Source organism: Pantoea stewartii, from assembly GCF_011044475.1.
Lineage (GTDB): Bacteria > Pseudomonadota > Gammaproteobacteria > Enterobacterales > Enterobacteriaceae > Pantoea > Pantoea stewartii.
The window spans coordinates 2,869,484-2,888,841 of record NZ_CP049115.1 but is presented as its reverse complement, the minus strand read 5'-3'; the positions used below and the strand labels follow the sequence as shown (position 1 = coordinate 2,888,841).

Below are 19,358 nucleotides of genomic sequence, written 5' to 3'. Positions count from 1 at the left end.
ACGTTCCTCAGTCAAAAATCAGTCAGGATAGATATGTCTAACAGTGCGATGAGTGTGGTGATTCTTGCGGCTGGCAAGGGCACCCGTATGTATTCCGATCTGCCAAAAGTCTTGCATACGCTGGCAGGTAAACCGATGGTTCAGCACGTCATTGATGCCGCAAAAGGGCTGGGTGCGCAACAGGTTCATCTGGTTTACGGACACGGCGGTGACCAGCTCAAAGCCACGTTAACCGACAGTGCCGTTAACTGGGTGTTGCAGGCAGAACAACTCGGTACCGGGCATGCCATGCAGCAGGCAGCTCCGCACTTTGCAGACGACGAAGACATCATGATGCTTTATGGTGATGTTCCGCTGATTTCTGAAGAGACATTACAACGTCTGCGCGACGCGAAGCCGGAAGGCGGGATTGGACTGTTAACCGTCGTACTGGATAACCCTACGGGCTACGGCCGCATCGTGCGTGAAAATGGCACCATCGTCGGCATTATTGAGCAGAAAGATGCCAGCCCTGCGCAACTGGCCATTAATGAAATCAATACTGGCATCCTGATCGCTAACGGTGGTGATCTAAAACGCTGGCTGGCAAAACTTACCAATAATAATGCTCAGGGTGAATATTACATCACCGACATCATTGCCCTGGCGCATCAGGAAGGTCGGGTCATCAATGCGGTACACCCGGCACGCAATAGCGAAACTGATGGCGTAAATAACCGTCTGCAACTGGCAACTCTCGAGCGCACTTACCAGCAGGAGCAGGCAGAAAAACTGCTGCTTGCGGGCGTTATGCTACGCGATCCGGCACGCTTCGACCTGCGCGGCACGCTGCAGCATGGTCGGGACGTTGAGATCGACGTCAACGTCATTATTGAAGGCCAGGTAACGTTGGGCAACCGGGTCAAAATTGGTGCGGGCTGCGTCATTAAAAACAGCGTCATCAGCGATGATTGCGAGATTAGCCCCTATTCGGTGATCGAGGATGCGAATCTGGCCACTGACTGTACGGTCGGCCCGTTCGCGCGTTTACGTCCCGGCAGTGAACTGGCCCAGGCCGCCCACGTCGGCAATTTTGTTGAAATGAAAAAAGCCCGACTCGGGAAAGGCTCTAAAGCAGGTCACCTGTCTTATCTGGGTGATGCGGAGATCGGTGCCAATGTGAATATCGGTGCAGGGACGATTACCTGCAATTACGATGGCGCAAACAAATTCAAAACCGTTATTGGTGACAATGTATTTGTTGGCTCGGATACGCAGCTGGTCGCACCGGTGAGTGTGGCGGCAGGCGCAACGATTGCCGCCGGAACAACGGTGATGAAAGACATTTCCACTGCCGATCTGGTCTATAACCGTAAAGAGCAGAATCACAAAGCCGGCTGGCAGCGCCCGCAGAAGAAAAAATAATTTTTACGGCCCGGGCTAAACGGGCCGCTTGCAGTACCAAAACTATAATCCCCACTCTCTACAAGGCTCGGGGAACCGGCAATGCCGGACTATCAGGTCATATGACAACGCAATGGCAAACAGCCATGAAGTCAGGAAATAACTTATGTGTGGAATTGTTGGTGCAGTAGCACAACGTGATATCGCAGAAATTTTGTTAGAAGGTTTACGCCGCCTGGAATACCGCGGTTATGACTCAGCTGGTCTGGCCGTCGTCGATCAGCAAGGTCATGTTACCCGTCTGCGTCGCCTGGGCAAAGTTCAGATGCTGGCTGCCGCAGCGGAAGAACAACCTCTGAACGGCGGAACCGGTATCGCGCATACGCGCTGGGCAACCCATGGCGAACCCTCAGAGGCCAATGCGCATCCGCACGTTTCTGAGCACATCGTTATAGTGCACAACGGTATTATCGAAAACCATGAGCCGCTTCGTGAAGCGCTGATTGCGCAGGGTTACCATTTCAGCTCAGAAACCGATACCGAAGTGGTAGCGCATCTGGTTCATCTGGAGCAGAAAAAGGGCGGTTCGCTGCGTGAAGTCGTGCAGCGTGTGATTCCCCAACTACGCGGTGCCTATGGCATGGTGATCATGGACAGTCGCGATCCATCGTGTCTGGTGGCCGCCCGTTCAGGCAGCCCACTGGTGATCGGTCGTGGTGTGGGTGAAAACTTCATTGCTTCTGACCAGCTGGCACTGTTGCCGGTCACTCGCCGCTTTATTTATCTGGAAGAGGGCGATATCGCTGAAATCAGCCGTCGCGATGTTACGATCGTCGATCGTGCGGGTAATACCGTGCGCCGCGATGAGATCGAATCCAGCGTACAGTACGATGCCGGCGATAAAGGTATCTATCGCCATTACATGCAAAAAGAGATCTATGAGCAGCCAAATGCGATTAAAAACACCTTAACGGGGCGTTTTAATCACGGTGCAGTCGATCTCAGCGAACTGGGGCCAAATGCAGAAGCGCTGCTCAGCAAGGTTGAGCACATCCAGATCATCGCCTGTGGCACTTCTTACAACTCTGGCATGGTCTCGCGTTACTGGTTCGAGGCGCTGGCAAACCTCCCTTGTGATGTCGAGATTGCGTCCGAATTCCGCTACCGTAAATCGGCGGTACGTAAAAACAGCCTGCTGATTACCCTGTCTCAGTCGGGGGAAACGGCGGATACGCTGGCCGCGCTGCGCCTGTCGAAAGAGCTGGGGTACCTGGGATCGCTGGCTATCTGTAACGTCGCGGGTTCGTCGCTGGTACGTGAATCCGATCTGGCGCTGATGACCAAAGCGGGTACGGAGATTGGTGTAGCCTCTACAAAGGCCTTTACCACTCAACTGACCGTACTGCTGATGCTGGTGGCAAAACTCGGTCGCCTGAACGGCATGTCCGCAGAAAAAGAGCACGAAATTGTGCATGGTCTGCAGGCTCTGCCAAGCCGCATTGAGCAAATGCTGGCGCAGGACAAGCTGATTGAAAACCTGGCCGAAGATTTCTCTGATAAGCACCATGCCCTGTTCCTTGGTCGTGGCGATCAGTACCCTATCGCGATGGAAGGGGCGCTCAAGCTGAAGGAGATCTCGTATATTCATGCGGAAGCCTATGCGGCAGGGGAACTCAAGCACGGTCCGCTGGCGTTGATCGATGCCGATATGCCGGTCATTGTGGTGGCACCGAACAATGAACTGTTAGAGAAGCTGAAATCGAATATCGAAGAAGTACGCGCGCGTGGCGGTCTGCTGTACGTGTTTGCCGATCAGGATGCCGGTTTCAGTGACAGCGAAGGAATGAAAATCATTCCTCTGCCGCACGTCGAAGAGGCCATTGCGCCTATCTTCTATACCGTGCCGCTCCAGCTGCTCTCCTATCATGTGGCCCTGATCAAAGGCACCGATGTGGATCAGCCGCGTAACCTGGCGAAATCGGTAACGGTCGAGTAATGCATCTTATGCGTGAATCCCCGACGGGATTCACGCGTTTCATTTATTTGATCTTGCTACTGCATTGCTCCAGTGCACGCTGTTGATCGCTGATTTTGCGGTTAGCCTCATCGAGTGAACGCTGCAGGTTATTGATCGTATCCTCATTGTTGCTTAGCTTTTGGCGAGTTGACTGAGGATATTTGCCTGATTTTATAGCGTTTTTGTTAAGTCTTTAATCTTATCTTTCATTGCAATAACACCTTCAACATCGACGGATGATTGTTTAACGGCGCCGTAATAACCCAATATAGCCAGAGCGCCTCTGTTATTAGCTGCGGTATAAAATTTATCTAAATGAATCGTGGGTGTCGTATCATCCGCCTTTAAGCCTGCCAGCGTACAGAGCAGGACGACATTGCACACCAGAAGCTTCTTCATAAATCTCATCGAACATGTTCTTTTCGAGAGGAGTCTTATGAAATGAGCAATAATTGTGCCTGTCATATAACTGTAATATTAACTACATTTTTCTGTCACTAAACTGTCCTATTTTCCCTCCTGCAGCAATCACTGACTCTTACTAAAAAGGCACTTAGCCTGACTTTTCTCCCCTGGAGGGAACATGACACTGATGCGTAGCACCGTAGCCCGAATCCTCGCCGCCTCTCTTGCCGTTAGTGCGGTTTCTGCATTTGCAGCCACCGATCTGACCGGTGCTGGCGGTACATTCCCGGCGCCGGTTTATGCCAAGTGGGCAGCAGAGTATCAGCAAGCCACCGGTAGCAAAATCAACTATCAGGGCATTGGTTCATCTGGCGGTGTAAAACAAATTATCGCCAAAACCGTTGATTTCGGTGCCTCCGATGCGCCTATGAAAGACGAAGATCTGCAGAAATATGGTCTGTTCCAGTTCCCTACCGTAATCGGTGGCGTGGTGCTGGCGGTTAACCTGCCAGGCATCAAATCTGGTCAGCTGACGCTGGACGGTAAAACCGTTGGCGACATCTATCTGGGTAACATCAAAAAGTGGAACGATCCTGCGATTGTTAAACTGAACCCAGGCGTGAAACTGCCCGATACCAACATCAACGTGGTGCGTCGCGCGGATGGCTCAGGTACCTCTTTCGTTTTCACCAGCTACCTGGCGAAAGTGAACGAAGAGTGGAACAGCAAAATTGGTAAAGGCAACACCGTTAACTGGCCAACCGGTCTGGGCGGTAAAGGTAACGATGGCGTAGCAGCGTTTGTACAGCGTCTGCCAGGTTCTATTGGTTACGTTGAGTACGCGTATGCCAAACAGAATAACCTGACCTATACCAAACTGATGGATGCGGACGGCAAAGCGGTTGCGCCAAGCGAAACCAGCTTCTCTAATGCCGCGAAAGGCGCAGACTGGAGCAAATCGTTTGCTCAGGATCTGACCTTCCAGAAAGGCAATGATGCATGGCCGATCACCTCAACCACCTTTATCCTGATTTACAAAGATCAGACTAATGCGGCGAAAGGTGCCGAAGTCCTGAAGTTCTTTGACTGGGCCTACAAAGATGGCGGTAAAACGGCCAATGCGCTGGATTATGCCACCCTGCCGGAGAGCGTGGTTCAGCAGATCCGTGCTGCCTGGAAAGCCAATATCAAAGACAGTTCTGGTAAAGCGCTTTATAAGTAAGTGAATGACCCTGACCAGCCTGCGTGCTGGTCAGCCTTCAAGGGCGGCGTCTGCCGCCCTGATAACTTCTGAGGACGAAGACTTCTATGGCTGCAACGAAGTCGGCATTCAAAGCCCCAGGTAAGCAAGGTGACCGAATTTTTGGCGCGCTGGTAAAACTCTCTGCGCTGATTGTTCTGTTGCTTATGGGCGGCATTATCGTCTCCCTGATCTTCTCTTCCTGGCCAAGCATACAGAAATTTGGTTTCGCGTTTTTGTGGACCAAAACCTGGGACGCCCCTAACGAACAATTTGGTGCACTGGTGCCGATTTACGGCACACTTGTCACCTCAATCATTGCGTTGATTATTGCGGTACCGGTCAGTTTCGGTATTGCTCTTTTTCTGACCGAACTCTCACCAGGCTGGTTACGACGTCCACTGGGAACCGCAATTGAGCTGCTCGCTGCGATTCCGAGTATTGTTTATGGTATGTGGGGCTTATTTATCTTTGCTCCGCTGTTCGCAGAATATTTCCAGACGCCCGTTGGTGATGTCCTCTCGGGCATTCCGATTATTGGCGCTCTGTTCTCCGGTCCGGCGTTTGGTATCGGTATTCTGGCCGCAGGTGTGATTCTGGCCATCATGATCATTCCCTATATTGCTTCAGTCATGCGCGACGTGTTTGAGCAGACGCCGGTGATGATGAAAGAGTCAGCCTATGGGATTGGCTGCACCACGTGGGAAGTGATCTGGCGCATCGTGTTGCCGTTTACTAAAAACGGCGTCATCGGCGGCATCATGCTGGGCCTGGGACGTGCGCTGGGCGAAACCATGGCGGTCACCTTTATTATCGGTAACACCTACCAGCTCGACAGTGCCTCACTGTTTATGCCAGGCAACAGTATCACCTCGGCACTGGCGAATGAGTTTGCTGAAGCCGAATCGGGTGTTCACGTAGCGGCACTGATGGAACTGGGCCTGATTCTGTTTGTTATCACCTTTATTGTGCTGGCGATTTCCAAGTTAATGATTATGCGTCTGGCAAAAAGTGAAGGAGCGCGATCATGACAACAATGGAAGTACAGGCTCGGGCCGAACTGGAAGCGTCACGTCGCAAAATGCAGTCGTGGCGTAGCACCAAGAACAAAATCGCCTTAACGCTGTCCTTGCTGACGATGGCATTTGGCTTATTCTGGCTGGTCTGGATTTTGTTTACCACCGTGAGCCGCGGCATTGACGGGCTTTCATGGTCGCTGTTTACCGAGTCCACACCGCCGCCAAACACGGCGGGAGGCGGATTAGCCAATGCGCTGGTAGGTAGCGGTTTACTGATTTTATGGTCGACATTCATTGGCACGCCACTGGGCATTCTGGCGGGTGTGTATCTGGCAGAATATGGTCGTAAGTCTTTACTGGCGGAAGTGATTCGTTTCATTAACGACATCCTGCTGTCTGCCCCATCGATTGTTGTGGGCCTGTTTGTCTACACCATTGTCGTGGCGCAGATGCACCATTTCTCAGGCTGGGCAGGTGTGATAGCGCTGGCGTTGTTACAAATTCCAATAGTGATTCGCACGACGGAAAACATGTTACGACTGGTGCCTGACAGCATGCGCGAAGCAGCCTATGCGCTGGGTACGCCGAAATGGAAGATGATTTCCGCCATTACGCTGAAAGCGTCCGTATCCGGGATTATTACGGGTGTACTGCTGGCGGTAGCGCGCATCGCGGGCGAAACCGCGCCGCTGCTGTTTACTGCGCTGTCGAACCAGTTCTGGAGCACCGACATGATGCAGCCGCTGGCAAACCTGCCGGTCACCATCTTTAAATTTGCGATGAGTCCGTTCGCCGAGTGGCAAAGTCTGGCCTGGGCGGGCGTACTGATTATTACCCTCTGTGTGTTGCTGTTAAATATCGTAGCACGCGTGGTATTCGCCAAGGGTAAACACGGTTAACGACTGACACGGCCCTGTGCGGTGTCGTATAAGAGAGAAAAGCAATGAGTACTGCGACTGCATCAGCGGGTAAGATTCAGGTCCGTAATCTGAATTTTTATTACGGCAAGTTTCACGCTCTGAAGAACATCAACCTGGATATTGCGAAGAATCAGGTGACGGCCTTTATCGGCCCTTCAGGCTGTGGTAAATCCACTTTGCTGCGAACCTTCAATAAAATGTATTCGCTCTATCCCGAGCAGCGCGCGGAAGGGGATATTCTGCTGGACGGCGACAACATTCTGGCGTCCAACCAGGATATCGCCCTGCTGCGCGCCCGGGTTGGCATGGTGTTCCAGAAGCCAACGCCTTTCCCGATGTCGATTTATGACAATATCGCCTTTGGCGTGCGCTTGTTTGAAAAGCTGTCTCGCGCCGATATGGACGAGCGTGTGCAGTGGGCGCTTACCAAGGCAGCCCTGTGGACTGAAACCAAAGACAAGCTGCATCAGAGTGGCTACAGTCTGTCAGGCGGCCAGCAGCAGCGTCTGTGTATTGCGCGCGGTATCGCCATTCGTCCGGAAGTCCTGCTGCTGGATGAGCCCTGTTCAGCGCTGGATCCCATTTCTACCGGCCGTATCGAAGAACTCATTACTGAACTGAAGCAGGATTACACCGTCGTGATCGTGACACACAACATGCAGCAGGCGGCACGTTGTTCCGACCACACGGCGTTTATGTATCTGGGCGAACTGATTGAATTCAGCGACACCGACACGCTGTTCACCAAGCCGGCACAGAAACAAACGGAAGACTACATTACAGGTCGCTACGGCTGATTAGACAGGAGATCGCCATGGACAGTTTAAATCTGAATAAACACATCTCCGGTCAGTTTAACGCTGAGCTGGAGCACATCCGCACGCAGGTGATGATCATGGGCGGCATGGTTGAGCAGCAGCTGACCGATGCCATTACCGCCATGCATAATCTGGATGGCGAACTGGCCCAGCGCGTCATTGATGGTGACCAGAAGGTCAACATGATGGAAGTGGAGATTGATGAAGCCTGTGTGCGCATCATCGCCAAACGTCAGCCGACCGCTATCGATTTACGTCTGGTCATGGCGATTATCAAAACCATCTCCGAACTGGAACGCATCGGCGATGTTGCCGAGAAAATCAGCCGCACTGCGCTGGAGAAGTTTGGCCAGCAACATCTGCCGCTGCTGGTCAGCCTGGAGTCGCTGGGCCGTCATACTGTGCAGATGCTGCATGATGTGCTGGATGCCTTTGCGCGCATGGATCTTAACGAAGCCGTACAGATCTACCGCGAAGACAAGAAAGTGGATAAAGAGTACGAAGGCATTGTGCGTCAGCTGATGACCTACATGATGGAAGATCCGCGGACGATTCCCAGCGTTCTGACGGCGCTGTTTTGCGCCCGCGCCATCGAACGTATCGGTGACCGCTGCCAGAATATCTGCGAAATCATTTTCTACTTCGTGAAAGGTCAGGATTTCCGTCACGTGGGCGGCGACAGGCTGGACGCGCTGTTATCCGGTGACGACGACGGTAGCAACAAACCGTCTTGATCTCGCGCAACCGTGCGCCATAAGGCGCACGGCTCCGGCTATTCTGCATAGACCCCATCCTCTTAGCTCTTTATACTTGCGCCAGTTTTTTAACCAACGGGTGCGCACTCATGTCCTCTTCTTCCCCTGTTAAGCAGAGCATTACGCCTGCGAAAGCGATGCTGGCTGCCGTCAGCGGTTATGCCATGGACGGATTCGATCTGCTGATTCTCGGGTTTATGCTGCCCGCTATCAGCCTGTCGCTGGCACTGGATCCGTCACAGGCTGGTTCACTGGTGACCTGGACGCTGATCGGCGCGGTCATCGGCGGCATTGTGTTTGGCCACCTCAGCGATCGCTATGGGCGCATTCGTGTGTTAACCATCACGATACTGATGTTCTCTGTCTTTACCGGATTGTGTGCAGTGGCGCAGGGTTACTGGGATCTGCTGGCGTACCGTACGCTGGCGGGCATGGGACTGGGCGGTGAGTTTGGCATCGGCATGGCGCTGATTGCAGAAGCCTGGCCGGCAGAAAAGCGCAACCGCGCCTCGGCCTGGGTCGGCATCGGCTGGCAACTCGGCGTACTGCTGGCGGCATTTATCACCCCGCCTTTACTGAGTGTGATTGGCTGGCGCGGCATGTTCCTGGTGGGATTACTGCCCGCGCTGGTGTCATTTGTTATTCGCCGCAGCATGGGCGAACCCGAGAGCTTCACCCGTCAAATTAAACATGTTCCCTCGCTGTCCTTTCCCGCCCGACTGAAACTGCTGTTTAAAGACCGCGCCACCAGCAAAGCCAGCCTGGGGATCTTTATTCTCTGTTCCGTTCAGAACTTCGGTTATTACGGCCTGATGATCTGGATGCCCAGCTACTTGTCCTCTAACTTCGGTTTCAGTCTGACCAAATCCGGCGTCTGGACGGCAGTAACCGTGGTGGGCATGACCTTTGGCATCTGGCTGTTTGGCGTGCTGGCCGATCGCTTTGCGCGCTGGAAAATTTTCCTGCTTTACCAGTTCGGTGCGGTCGTGATGGTTGTGGTTTATGCGCAACTGCGCGATCCGACCGTGATGTTGTTTACCGGTGCGCTGATGGGCCTGTTCGTCAACGGTATGATTGGCGGCTATGGCGCATTGATCTCAGATACCTTTCCGCCGCAGGTTCGTGCGACCGCGCAGAACGTATTGTTTAATCTGGGGCGCGGCGTCGGTGGATTGGGTCCGTTGGTAATCGGGCTGCTGGCGGGTAAATTCTCCTTCGTGGCTGCTATCACGCTACTGGCCCTGATCTACCTGCTGGATATTGCAGCAACGCTGTTCCTGCTGCCGAAAAAGCAAAGTCAGGACGATGCGCTGGGGGCGATTGGTTAAGTAACCCGGCTGATGTCACTTAACCGGCTTTATAATGAAGCCGGTTTAAGTTGGCTGGGGATGCCCGGATCGTTTGCTGAACTGAATTCGTCCATTGCGCATGGTTACACTGGCTGTTTGCGTATTCATTCCAGGCCGATGTTGGTGGAAAGACGCAATGCGGAACTTCGCCGCGCGAAAACAGGCAATGATTTCATCGTATTCATCAGGGTTCGCACCATGCTGGCCAGTTTACTCGATTACTACAAAAGTCTTCCTTTGACAGAAGAAGCCTTAAGGTTTCAGTTGGAAAAATGGCTTAGCATGCAACGCTCATGGTGTTGCGATATGTCATTTGCCACACAGTTTCCGTGGAAGGAAACGGGACTCCCTGCGCATTATTTTCTTCAGCGTCAGGTCGATGTGGATGGCGGGCATTACCTGACGGGCCCACGTTACATGGCAGGCGATCTGGCCCGTCCTTTTGTCGATATCGTGGCATTTGATGCCCCCATTACTTCGCATGTCATAACGAAAATTTGCAGGGAATGGTCAGAAATTAAGCCTCAGCGTGTTCGCATTCTCGTGCCTGGCGACATTCCTGTATGCGGAGAAACGGATCAACTCATCTATGCCTCAGCCCTCACCAGCAAGGGAAACGAGGCTGAAGAACATCATTTGACACTAATTCGCGCTGACGCAAGAAGTTTGAGCTGGTGCATGCAAGGGTTGACTGACGCTTATCAACGGGCATGGGAAGCCATGCCTGCTTTGAAAGAAAGTTTACTGCCGACGAATGAAAGGACACTGATGGAAAAAATTTCTGATGGCAGTGTTTTTATTCTTTATGAAGAAGCACAACGTGTCGGGTTTATTGTTTGTGAGGAAGGTACGGTAGGGTTTCTTCAGGCATTCCAGATAACTGAGGAAGTGATATTGCCTGAATATCAAGGGAGATCGCTGGCATCCCTTGCTCAGCAGGTTTTAAGAAAACAGCTGTGTCTTTCGGGTAAACGAAATTCCCTGTTAGCGGGCACGATTGTTCCGGGGAATCGTCCCTCAATCCGCGTAGCCGAAAAAGCAGGCCGTCGATGCGTGCTCAGATATGAATTTCTTCCAGCAGGACAGCCTTGATCGGCGACGATGAAAACCCTGCGCAGCCAGAGGGCAACACCGTTGCCCTCTGGCTGAATTACAGATTCATCAGCGGCAGCAACTGCTGATACAACCGACTGAACGTCTCACGTCTCGGCTGATAATGTGCATGACGAGCCGGATCTGTCTCATGGCGCTGCACCTGCTTCAGGGCCGGAATGGTCAGGTTGTTATCCATTGCCATCTGCGCCAGTCGGGCGGCACCCAGCGCCGGGCCGACATCGCCACCTTCGCAGTAGTCCAGTGTTTGTCCGCTGATATCTGCCAGCATCTGCCGCCAGTAGCGACTTCGTGCTCCACCGCCAATCAGCATGATGCTTTCGGGTGTTACGCCGCAGTCGTGAACCACATCCATGCCATCCGCCAGCGCAAAACCGACGCCTTCCAGCACGGCGCGCGCCAGCTCGGGTCGCCCATGCTGGTGGGTAAACCCAAAGAAGCTGCCGCAGGCATGCGGATTATTATGCGGTGTGCGTTCACCGGAAAGATAAGGCAAAAACCACAAGGGGGGCGCATCGTCTTTTGCACGTTCCGCTTCGGCTAACAGGTGCGGGACATCATCGCAGCCCGTCAGTGACGCTGCCCAGTCCAGGCAGGAAGCGGCGCTCAGCATTACCGACATCAGGTGCCAGCGCTGCGGCAGCGCATGACAAAAGCTGTGTACCGCCTGCTCGGGATTGCTGAGATAGCCTTCGCTGACCACGAAGTACACGCCGGAGGTACCGAGTGACAACATCCCTTGCCCCGGCGCGACCATGCCGACGCCGACCGCGCCTGCCGCGTTATCGCCGCCGCCCGCCACGATCGGCACCTGCGGCAGCGACCAGCGCTGCGCGATCGCGGTTGATAAAGTACCGGTAATCTGGTTTCCTTCGAACAGGGCTGGCATCTGGCTGTGATCCAGCCCGCAGGCCGCGAGCATCTCCTCACTCCAGTCACGCTTTTCCACATCCAGCCACATGGTTCCGGCTGCATCAGACATGTCGCTGGCAAACTCGCCGCTCAGGCGCCAGCGCAGGTAATCTTTAGGCAGCAGCACCCTGGCAATCCGGGCAAAAATGTCTGGTTCGTGCTGTTGCACCCATAATAGTTTGGGCGCGGTAAAGCCTGGCATCATCAGGTTACCGGTGATGCGCCGAGAGTCAGGTACCCGCTGCTCCAGTTCACGGCACTGATCGCCGCTGCGCCCGTCGTTCCAGAGAATGGCGGGACGCAGCACCCGATGCTGCGCGTCCAGCAAGGTCGCGCCGTGCATCTGTCCTGTCAGGCCCACAGCTTTCACCGTGCTCAGGTCGTGCCGTTGTGCCAGTGCCTGCATTGCCTTATCCGTGGCCTGCCACCAGCTTTCGGGATCTTGCTCGCTCCATAACGGATGCGGGCGGGAAACCGTTAGTGGGGCCGTTTCCACCGCCGCCACCTGCCCTTGCACATCCAGCAACACGACTTTTACGCCGGATGTGCCGATATCGATCCCGATTACCATGTCGCGCTCCTTACGGATTAGAAGTCATAGAGGTAATGATTCACCAGGTTTTCCAGTTGTTCCTGGCGACCGCTGCGATGTTGCGGATTGAACTGCTGCTGGTGCGCATGGGCCGCGAGTGTTTCCAGTGAAAACTCACCTTTCAAAATCTGCTGACCAAACTCCCCGTTCCAGCCGCTGTAGCGCTGTGCCACGCGCTGATCAAGCTCACCGTCAGACAGCATACGCGCCGCCACTTTCAACGCCAGCGCCATCGTGTCCATGGCACCGATGTGTCCATAGAACAGATCGTACTTGTCGGTGCTCTGCCGACGTACTTTGGCATCAAAGTTTAAGCCGCCTGTGGTAAAGCCGCCTGCTTTGATAATTTCATACATCACCAGCGCGTTCTCTTCCACGCTGACCGGGAACTGATCGGTGTCCCAGCCGCACTGGGCATCACCCCGGTTGGCATCGACCGAACCAAATACACCCAGCGCAATTGCCGTCGCTATTTCGTGATGGAATGAGTGACCCGCCAGCGTGGCATGGTTGGCTTCCACGTTTACCTTAATCTCTTTTTCCAGGCCAAACTGCTTCAGGAAGCCATAAACCGTCGCGACGTCATAATCGTACTGATGTTTGGTCGGCTCTTGCGGTTTGGGTTCAATCAGGAGCGTGCCCTGGAAGCCGATTTTGTGCTTATGTTCAACGACCATCTGCATAAAGCGGCCAATCTGCTCGCGCTCCTGGCGCAGGTCGGTATTTAACAGCGTTTCATAGCCTTCGCGTCCGCCCCACAGTACGTAGTTTTCGCCCCCCAGCGTTTGGGTCGCTTTCATTGCACTGCACACCTGACTGGCGGCCCAGGAGAATACTTCCGGATCCGGATTGGTGGCGGCACCCGCACCGTAGCGCGGATGTGTAAAGCAGTTAGCGGTGCCCCAGAGTAGTTTTAAGCCCGTTTCCTGCTGTTTCGCCTGCAACGTATCGGTCATTACCGCCAGGTTTTCGCGATAGCTTTTTAAGGAGTCACCTTCAGGTGAGACGTCCACATCGTGGAAGCAGTAGTAAGGCACGTTCAGCTTGTGGAAAAACTCAAAGGCAACGTCCGCTTTCAGTTTGGCCAGCGCCAGCGCATCGCCCGCTTTTTGCCATGGACGATCAAAAGCGCCGACACCAAACATGTCCGCGCCATTCCAGCAGAAGGTGTGCCAGTAACAGGCGGCGAAGCGCAGATGCTCAGCCATGGTTTTCCCCAGGATGACTTCGTCAGGGTTGTAGTGGCGGAAGGCCAGAGGATTACTGGTTTTTGCGCCTTCGTAGCGAACGCGATCAAGCTGGTCAAAATAAGCGTGCATGGTTTGCTCCTTAACAGTGGTCCCGAATGGGTTACCCAGAAGCCATATTGTGCGTATCCGCTTTCTGACCACTCAATTACGATATTTCACACAGGCAGTAAGAGAATTATTTATTGTGCGCTTGCTCTCAAAAAAATATGACAATGAGATGACCTCATGCTGTGCAGTTTGCGGTAACGGCGAGTCTGAAAATGTTAAAATTTGGATCGCGCTCAAAAATTCAGAAATAAACCAAAAAACGTAATAGCCGGATAAAAATCAGTAATTGCTGGCAGGTAAAAATAAGGTGAACAATTCATCCGCCTGGTTCATAGCCTTACAACGACAATAACCGTTCCCTACAGGATGACCATGATGAAAATGAAACCCGTATTACTCGCTGCGCTTGCGGCGCTTACGCTGTTCAGTCAGGCCAGTCTGGCAAAAGAAGTCAAAATCGGCATGGCCATTGACGATTTACGTCTGGAACGCTGGCAAAAAGACCGCGATATCTTCGTTAAACAGGCGGAAGCAAAGGGCGCGAAAGTCTTCGTGCAGTCTGCCAATGGCAACGAAGAAACGCAAATGTCGCAAATCGAAAATATGATCAACCGCGGCGTGGATGTGCTGGTTATTATTCCCTACAACGGTCAGGTATTAAGTAACGTCGTGGCAGAAGCGAAACGCGAAGGCATTAAAGTTCTGGCCTATGATCGCATGATTAATAATGCCGATATCGATTTCTATATTTCGTTTGATAATGAAAAAGTCGGCGAAATGCAGGCCGAAAGCCTGGTGAAAAAAGTACCCAAAGGCAATTACTTCCTGATGGGCGGATCGCCTGTCGATAATAACGCCCGCCTGTTCCGCGAAGGGCAGATGAAGGTGTTAAAACCCTCTATTGATAATGGCAGCATAAAAGTTGTCGGTGACCAGTGGGTTGATGCCTGGCTGCCGGAAAATGCACTGAAAATCATGGAAAACGCCCTGACCGCCAATAAAAACCACATCGATGCCGTTGTGGCCTCAAACGATGCTACCGCGGGGGGAGCGATCCAGGCGCTCAGCGCGCAGGGGCTGGCCGGTAAGGTCGCCATCTCCGGGCAGGATGCCGATCTGGCCGCCATCAAACGCATCATGAATGGCACGCAAACCATGACGGTGTACAAACCGATCAAAGAACTGGCGACTGAAGCAGCTAATGTCGCCGTCGAGCTGGGCAACGGTCAGACGCCTGCCAGCAATGCCAAACTCAACAACGGCCTGAAAGATGTGCCGTCGCGCCTGCTGACGCCCATCGAGGTCAACAAAGACAATATCGACAGTACCGTGGTGAAAGACGGTTTCCACAAGAAGAGTGAACTCTGATCGCCATCCTGCGAAGGAGAAGACCGATGTTGCTGGAAATGAAAAATATCACCAAGCGTTTCGGCGCGGTGAAGGCGCTGGACAACGTCAGCCTGCAACTGGATGCCGGTGAAGTGCTGTCGTTGTGTGGTGAAAACGGCTCTGGCAAATCGACCCTGATGAAAATCCTGTGCGGACTGTATCCGCACGGGGAGTTTGAGGGGCAGATTCAGTTTTCCGGGGACCCGATCCAGGCACAGACTATTCGCGATACCGAACGCAAAGGGATTGTCATTATCCATCAGGAGCTGGCGCTGGTACGGCAACTGACCGTGATGGAGAACATCTTCCTGGGCGCAGAGCTGGGGCGCTTTGGCATGGTGGACGATGAAACCATGACGCTGCGCTGCCAGCAGTTGCTGGAACGGGTCAAACTTAACGTCTCGCCCGACACACGCGTGGGTGAGCTGGGCCTGGGGCAGCAGCAGCTGGTGGAGATTGCGCGGGCGCTCAACAAACAGGTGCGACTGCTTATCCTCGATGAGCCGACGTCCTCGCTGACCGAGCAGGAAACCACGGTACTGCTCAGTATCATCCACAACCTGCGCGAGCACGGTATCGCCTGTATTTATATCTCGCACAAACTGAACGAGGTGCGGGCGATTTCGGACACCATCTGCGTGATTCGCGATGGTCAGCATATTGCCACTCGTCCGGCGGCGGGCCTGAGTGAGGACGATATCATCACCATGATGGTCGGACGTGAACTTACGGCGCTCTATCCACATTCACCTCACGAGATTGGCGACACGGTGCTGCAGGTCAGCAACCTGACGGCCTGGCATCCGGTCAACCGCCACATCAAGCGCGTGAATAACCTGTCCTTTACCCTGCGTAAGGGAGAGATCCTTGGTATCGCCGGATTAGTCGGTGCTGGCCGAACGGAAACCGTTCAGTGTCTGTTTGGCGTCTGGCCTGGTCGCTGGCAGGGTGAGATCCGGATTAACGGCAACAAAGTGACTATCCGCGACTGTCAGGAGGCAATCGCGCACGGCATTGCCATGGTGCCGGAGGATCGTAAAAAAGACGGCATTGTGCCGCTGATGGGCGTGGGCAAAAACATCACTCTGGCGGCGCTGGATCAGTTCAGCCAGCGCCTGTCCACAATTGACGAAGCCAGCGAGCTGCACGCCATTAATGCCGCTATCGCCCGCTTGCGGGTCAAAACCTCGTCACCTGAACTGCCGATTGGCCGCCTCAGCGGCGGCAACCAGCAAAAAGCGATTCTGGCGAAATGCCTGCTGCTCAATCCAAAAATTCTGATTCTGGATGAGCCCACGCGCGGTATTGATGTGGGTGCGCGGCAGGAAATTTATGTGCTAATCAATGCGCTGGTACAGCAGGGCATCTCCGTCATTGTGATCTCGTCTGAGTTGCCCGAAGTGCTGGGCCTCAGCGACCGCATTCTGGTGATGCATGAAGGGCAAATCAAAGCCGATCTGATTAACGACAATCTGACTCAGGAGCAGGTGATGGAAGCCGCTCTGCGGAGTGAACATTATGCTTAACAGCGAAACCAAGCCCGCCGTATCGACGCCGGCCAACAAGCCCGTCTCCAGCAAACTCGGCCTGCGTAATTTGCAGGTGCTGGTCATGCTGGGGGCGATCGTGTTGATTGCCCTGTTTTTTACCTGGACTACTGACGGTGCCTGGCTCAGCCCGCGCAACGTCTCTAACCTGCTGCGCCAGACGGCGATAACCGGCATCCTGGCGGTGGGCATGGTGTTTGTCATTATCTCTGCTGAGATCGACCTCTCAGTTGGCTCTATGATGGGGCTGCTGGGCGGCGCGGCGGCGATCTTTGACGTCTGGCTGGGCTGGCCGCTGCCTCTGACCATTGTGGTCACGCTGGTGCTTGGCCTGCTGCTGGGCACCTGGAATGGCTGGTGGGTGGCCTACCGCAAGGTGCCTTCGTTTATCGTAACGCTGGCCGGTATGCTGGCGTTTCGCGGTATCCTGGTCGGTATCACCGACGGAACTACCGTTGCCCCGACCAGTCCGGCGATGTCCCAGATTGGGCAAAGCTATTTGCCAGGCGGCTTCGGTTTTGGTTTTGGCTTTATCGGCCTGGCACTGTTTATTCTGTGGCAGTGGCGCTTACGGCTGCGTCGTCAGCAGTTGGGGCTGGCTCAACCGGCGGCAACCGGCACCGTGGCACGCCAGGCGATCACCGCCGTGCTGGTGCTGGGGGCGATCTGGCTGCTGAATGATTACCGTGGCGTACCTACTCCGGTACTGCTGCTGGCATTGCTGCTGCTGGCGGGAATGTTTATGGCCACCCGCACGGCTTTTGGCCGCCGCATTTACGCCATCGGCGGCAATATTGATGCCGCCCGGCTTTCCGGTATCAATGTGGCGCGCACCAAGCTGGCGGTGTTTGCCATCAATGGCCTGATGGTGGCGATCGCGGGGCTGATCCTCAGCTCACGTCTGGGCGCGGGATCGCCTTCTGCCGGGAACATCGCCGAACTGGATGCGATTGCAGCCTGTGTTATCGGCGGCACCAGCCTGGCTGGCGGCGTCGGATCCGTCGCCGGGGCGGTGATGGGCGCGTTTATCATGGCCTCGCTGGATAACGGCATGAGCATGATGGATGTGCCGACCTTCTGGCAATATATCGTTAAAGGGGCGATTTTGCTGCTGGCGGTCTGGATGGACACCGCAACGCGCCGCCGTATGTAATCGTGTGAACGATCACACTGTGGCGCAAACCATTTCTGTGATGCATCCAGCTGTGCTATGCAATTCGCTGGGAGTTAACGGGACGCTGCCACTATGCATGAGAAACGATACCGCATTACCCTGCTGTTTAACGCCAACAAGGTTTACGATCGTCAGGTGGTTGAAGGCGTTGGCGAGTATTTACAGGCTTCACAGACAAACTGGGATATTTTCATTGAGGAGGATTTCCGCTGCCGCATTGATAATATCCATGAGTGGCTGGGCGACGGCGTGATTGCGGATTATGACGACAGCGCCATTCAGCGTTCGCTGGCAGACGTGGCGGTGCCGGTCGTCGGTGTGGGTGGCTCCTATCATCGTGAAGAGGATTACCCGCCGGTACACTACATTGCCACCGACAACAGCGCGCTGGTGGAAAGTGCCTTCCTGCACCTGAAAGCGCGCGGTATCAACCGTTTTGCATTTTACGGTTTGCCGGCTTCCAGTGGTAAACGCTGGGCGCAGGAGCGCGAACTGGCGTTTCGCCAACGCGTCATGCGTGAGCGCTATATGGGCGTGGTTTATCAGGGCATGGAAACCGCCTCTGAGAACTGGCAGCACGCGCAAAACCGCCTGGCCGACTGGCTGCAAACCCTTCCTCCGCATACCGGCATTATTGCTGTCACTGATGCATGTGCGCGTCATCTGCTGCAGGCCTGCGAGCACCTGAAGATTCCGGTGCCTGAGAAGCTGTGCGTAATTGGCATCGACAACGAAGAACTGACCCGTTATCTCTCTCGCGTCGCGCTTTCCTCGGTAGTTCAGGGTTCACGACAAATGGGTTATCAGGCCGCTAAGCTGTTACACCGCCTGCTGGATAAGCAGGTTCTGCCGCTCCAGCGCATTCTGGTACCGCCAGTGAAAGTGATTGCCCGCCGCTCAACCGATTTCCGCTCGCTGCACGATCCTGCAGTGATTCAGGCGATGCATTTTATCCGTTTTAACGCCTGTAAGGGCATTAAGGTGGAGCAGGTACTGGATGCCATTGGCCTGTCGCGTTCTAACCTGGAGAAGCGTTTCCGTGACGAAACCGGCGATACGATTCACGCCATGATCCATCGCGAAAAGCTGGAAAAGGCAAAGGAACTGCTGGCGGGCTCGTCACTCAGTATCAATGAGATCTCGCAGATGTGTGGTTATCCCTCATTGCAGTATTTCTATTCGGTGTTCAAGAAGAGCTATGCGACGACACCGAAAGAGTACAGGCAGGAAAATGGAGAAGTGGCGTAAGAAGGCGACGTTGGCATTTCTGTGAGTGCATGAATGAACCGATGACCTGTCGCCATCATCTATAAGGAAGCCGGTCCGAATGTCCTGGGCTGGCTTTCCACTTATATTTTCTCTGAAAGACAAGACGAGAATGTCAGAATGAATATATTCAACTGAGTAACACCGTAAGGCATATTAAG

General features: G+C 54.1%; 16 protein-coding genes. 13 read left to right on the top strand and 3 right to left on the bottom strand.

All coding sequences use genetic code 11. The features are described from left to right. Nucleotides 1–33: 33 nt before the first annotated feature. Both glmU and glmS read left to right on the top strand, forming a co-directional pair. Complete coding sequence (gene glmU, locus G5574_RS13750) at nt 34–1,404, top strand: bifunctional UDP-N-acetylglucosamine diphosphorylase/glucosamine-1-phosphate N-acetyltransferase GlmU (RefSeq protein WP_006121204.1); 1,371 nt, start codon at nt 34–36, stop codon at nt 1,402–1,404. A gap of 145 nt (nt 1,405–1,549) precedes the next feature. After that, entirely contained in the window at nt 1,550–3,379 is a 1,830-nt protein-coding gene (gene glmS / locus G5574_RS13745; RefSeq protein ID WP_033737230.1) for a glutamine--fructose-6-phosphate transaminase (isomerizing), read from the top strand. 192 nt (nt 3,380–3,571) lie between these two features. On the opposite strand, the gene G5574_RS23725 is transcribed toward glmS, so the two are convergent. After that, nucleotides 3,572–3,799, bottom strand: coding sequence for a hypothetical protein (locus G5574_RS23725; protein ID WP_226374602.1), 228 nt, complete (start codon nt 3,797–3,799; stop codon nt 3,572–3,574). A 184-nt stretch (nt 3,800–3,983) separates the two neighbouring features. Between G5574_RS23725 and pstS the strand changes: the two genes are divergently transcribed. The 7 genes from pstS (at nt 3,984) to G5574_RS13705 (ending at nt 10,998) form a co-directional block, all read left to right on the top strand. Next, on the top strand, nt 3,984–5,027 hold the full coding sequence (gene pstS / locus G5574_RS13735) for a phosphate ABC transporter substrate-binding protein PstS (protein ID WP_006121207.1): 1,044 nt from the start codon (nt 3,984–3,986) through the stop codon (nt 5,025–5,027). 86 nt (nt 5,028–5,113) lie between these two features. Continuing rightward, a complete protein-coding gene (pstC, locus tag G5574_RS13730) occupies nt 5,114–6,076 on the top strand; it encodes a phosphate ABC transporter permease PstC (RefSeq protein WP_006121208.1) in 963 nt (320 codons plus the stop codon). Then, nucleotides 6,073–6,963 (top strand): phosphate ABC transporter permease PstA, encoded by an 891-nt coding sequence (gene pstA, locus G5574_RS13725; RefSeq protein ID WP_033737233.1) that lies wholly within the window; start codon nt 6,073–6,075, stop codon nt 6,961–6,963. The genes pstC and pstA overlap by 4 nt, the downstream gene beginning before the upstream one ends. A 44-nt stretch (nt 6,964–7,007) precedes the next feature. Then, a complete protein-coding gene (gene pstB / locus G5574_RS13720; protein WP_033737235.1) occupies nt 7,008–7,781 on the top strand; it encodes a phosphate ABC transporter ATP-binding protein PstB in 774 nt (257 codons plus the stop codon). Nucleotides 7,782–7,798: 17 nt separating this feature from the next. Further along, entirely contained in the window at nt 7,799–8,536 is a 738-nt protein-coding gene (phoU, locus tag G5574_RS13715; RefSeq protein ID WP_006121211.1) for a phosphate signaling complex protein PhoU, read from the top strand. 110 nt (nt 8,537–8,646) lie between these two features. Further along, nucleotides 8,647–9,885, top strand: coding sequence for an MFS transporter (locus tag G5574_RS13710; RefSeq protein ID WP_033737237.1), 1,239 nt, complete (start codon nt 8,647–8,649; stop codon nt 9,883–9,885). Between the two features lie 12 nt (nt 9,886–9,897). Beyond that, nucleotides 9,898–10,998, top strand: coding sequence for a GNAT family N-acetyltransferase (locus G5574_RS13705; RefSeq protein WP_052133176.1), 1,101 nt, complete (start codon nt 9,898–9,900; stop codon nt 10,996–10,998). Nucleotides 10,999–11,056: 58 nt separating this feature from the next. Here G5574_RS13705 and xylB read toward each other — a convergent pair whose 3' ends face one another. Continuing rightward, nucleotides 11,057–12,502 carry a xylulokinase gene (gene xylB, locus G5574_RS13700; protein WP_164482752.1) on the bottom strand — a complete coding sequence of 482 codons (1,446 nt, stop codon included), beginning with the start codon at nt 12,500–12,502 and terminating at the stop codon, nt 11,057–11,059. A 17-nt stretch (nt 12,503–12,519) separates the two neighbouring features. Further along, nucleotides 12,520–13,842 carry a xylose isomerase gene (gene xylA, locus G5574_RS13695; protein ID WP_033737241.1) on the bottom strand — a complete coding sequence of 441 codons (1,323 nt, stop codon included), beginning with the start codon at nt 13,840–13,842 and terminating at the stop codon, nt 12,520–12,522. A gap of 354 nt (nt 13,843–14,196) precedes the next feature. Between xylA and xylF the strand changes: the two genes are divergently transcribed. The 4 genes from xylF to xylR all read left to right on the top strand — a co-directional run bounded on the left by xylF (nt 14,197) and on the right by xylR (nt 19,179). Next, the gene (gene xylF, locus G5574_RS13690) at nt 14,197–15,189 is read left to right on the top strand and encodes a D-xylose ABC transporter substrate-binding protein (protein WP_058701546.1); all 993 of its coding nucleotides are present in this window, start codon (nt 14,197–14,199) and stop codon (nt 15,187–15,189) included. Nucleotides 15,190–15,215: 26 nt separating this feature from the next. Next, nucleotides 15,216–16,736, top strand: a complete 1,521-nt coding sequence (locus G5574_RS13685; RefSeq protein ID WP_006121215.1) for a xylose ABC transporter ATP-binding protein — start codon at nt 15,216–15,218, stop codon at nt 16,734–16,736. Further along, nucleotides 16,729–17,910: a xylose ABC transporter permease XylH gene (gene xylH, locus G5574_RS13680; protein ID WP_110268680.1), complete on the top strand. Its 1,182-nt coding sequence runs from the start codon at nt 16,729–16,731 to the stop codon at nt 17,908–17,910. Before G5574_RS13685 ends, xylH begins: the two co-directional genes overlap by 8 nt. Nucleotides 17,911–18,003: 93 nt before the next feature. Continuing rightward, the gene (gene xylR / locus G5574_RS13675) at nt 18,004–19,179 is read left to right on the top strand and encodes a D-xylose utilization transcriptional activator XylR (RefSeq protein ID WP_164482751.1); all 1,176 of its coding nucleotides are present in this window, start codon (nt 18,004–18,006) and stop codon (nt 19,177–19,179) included. Nucleotides 19,180–19,358: the final 179 nt, after the last annotated feature.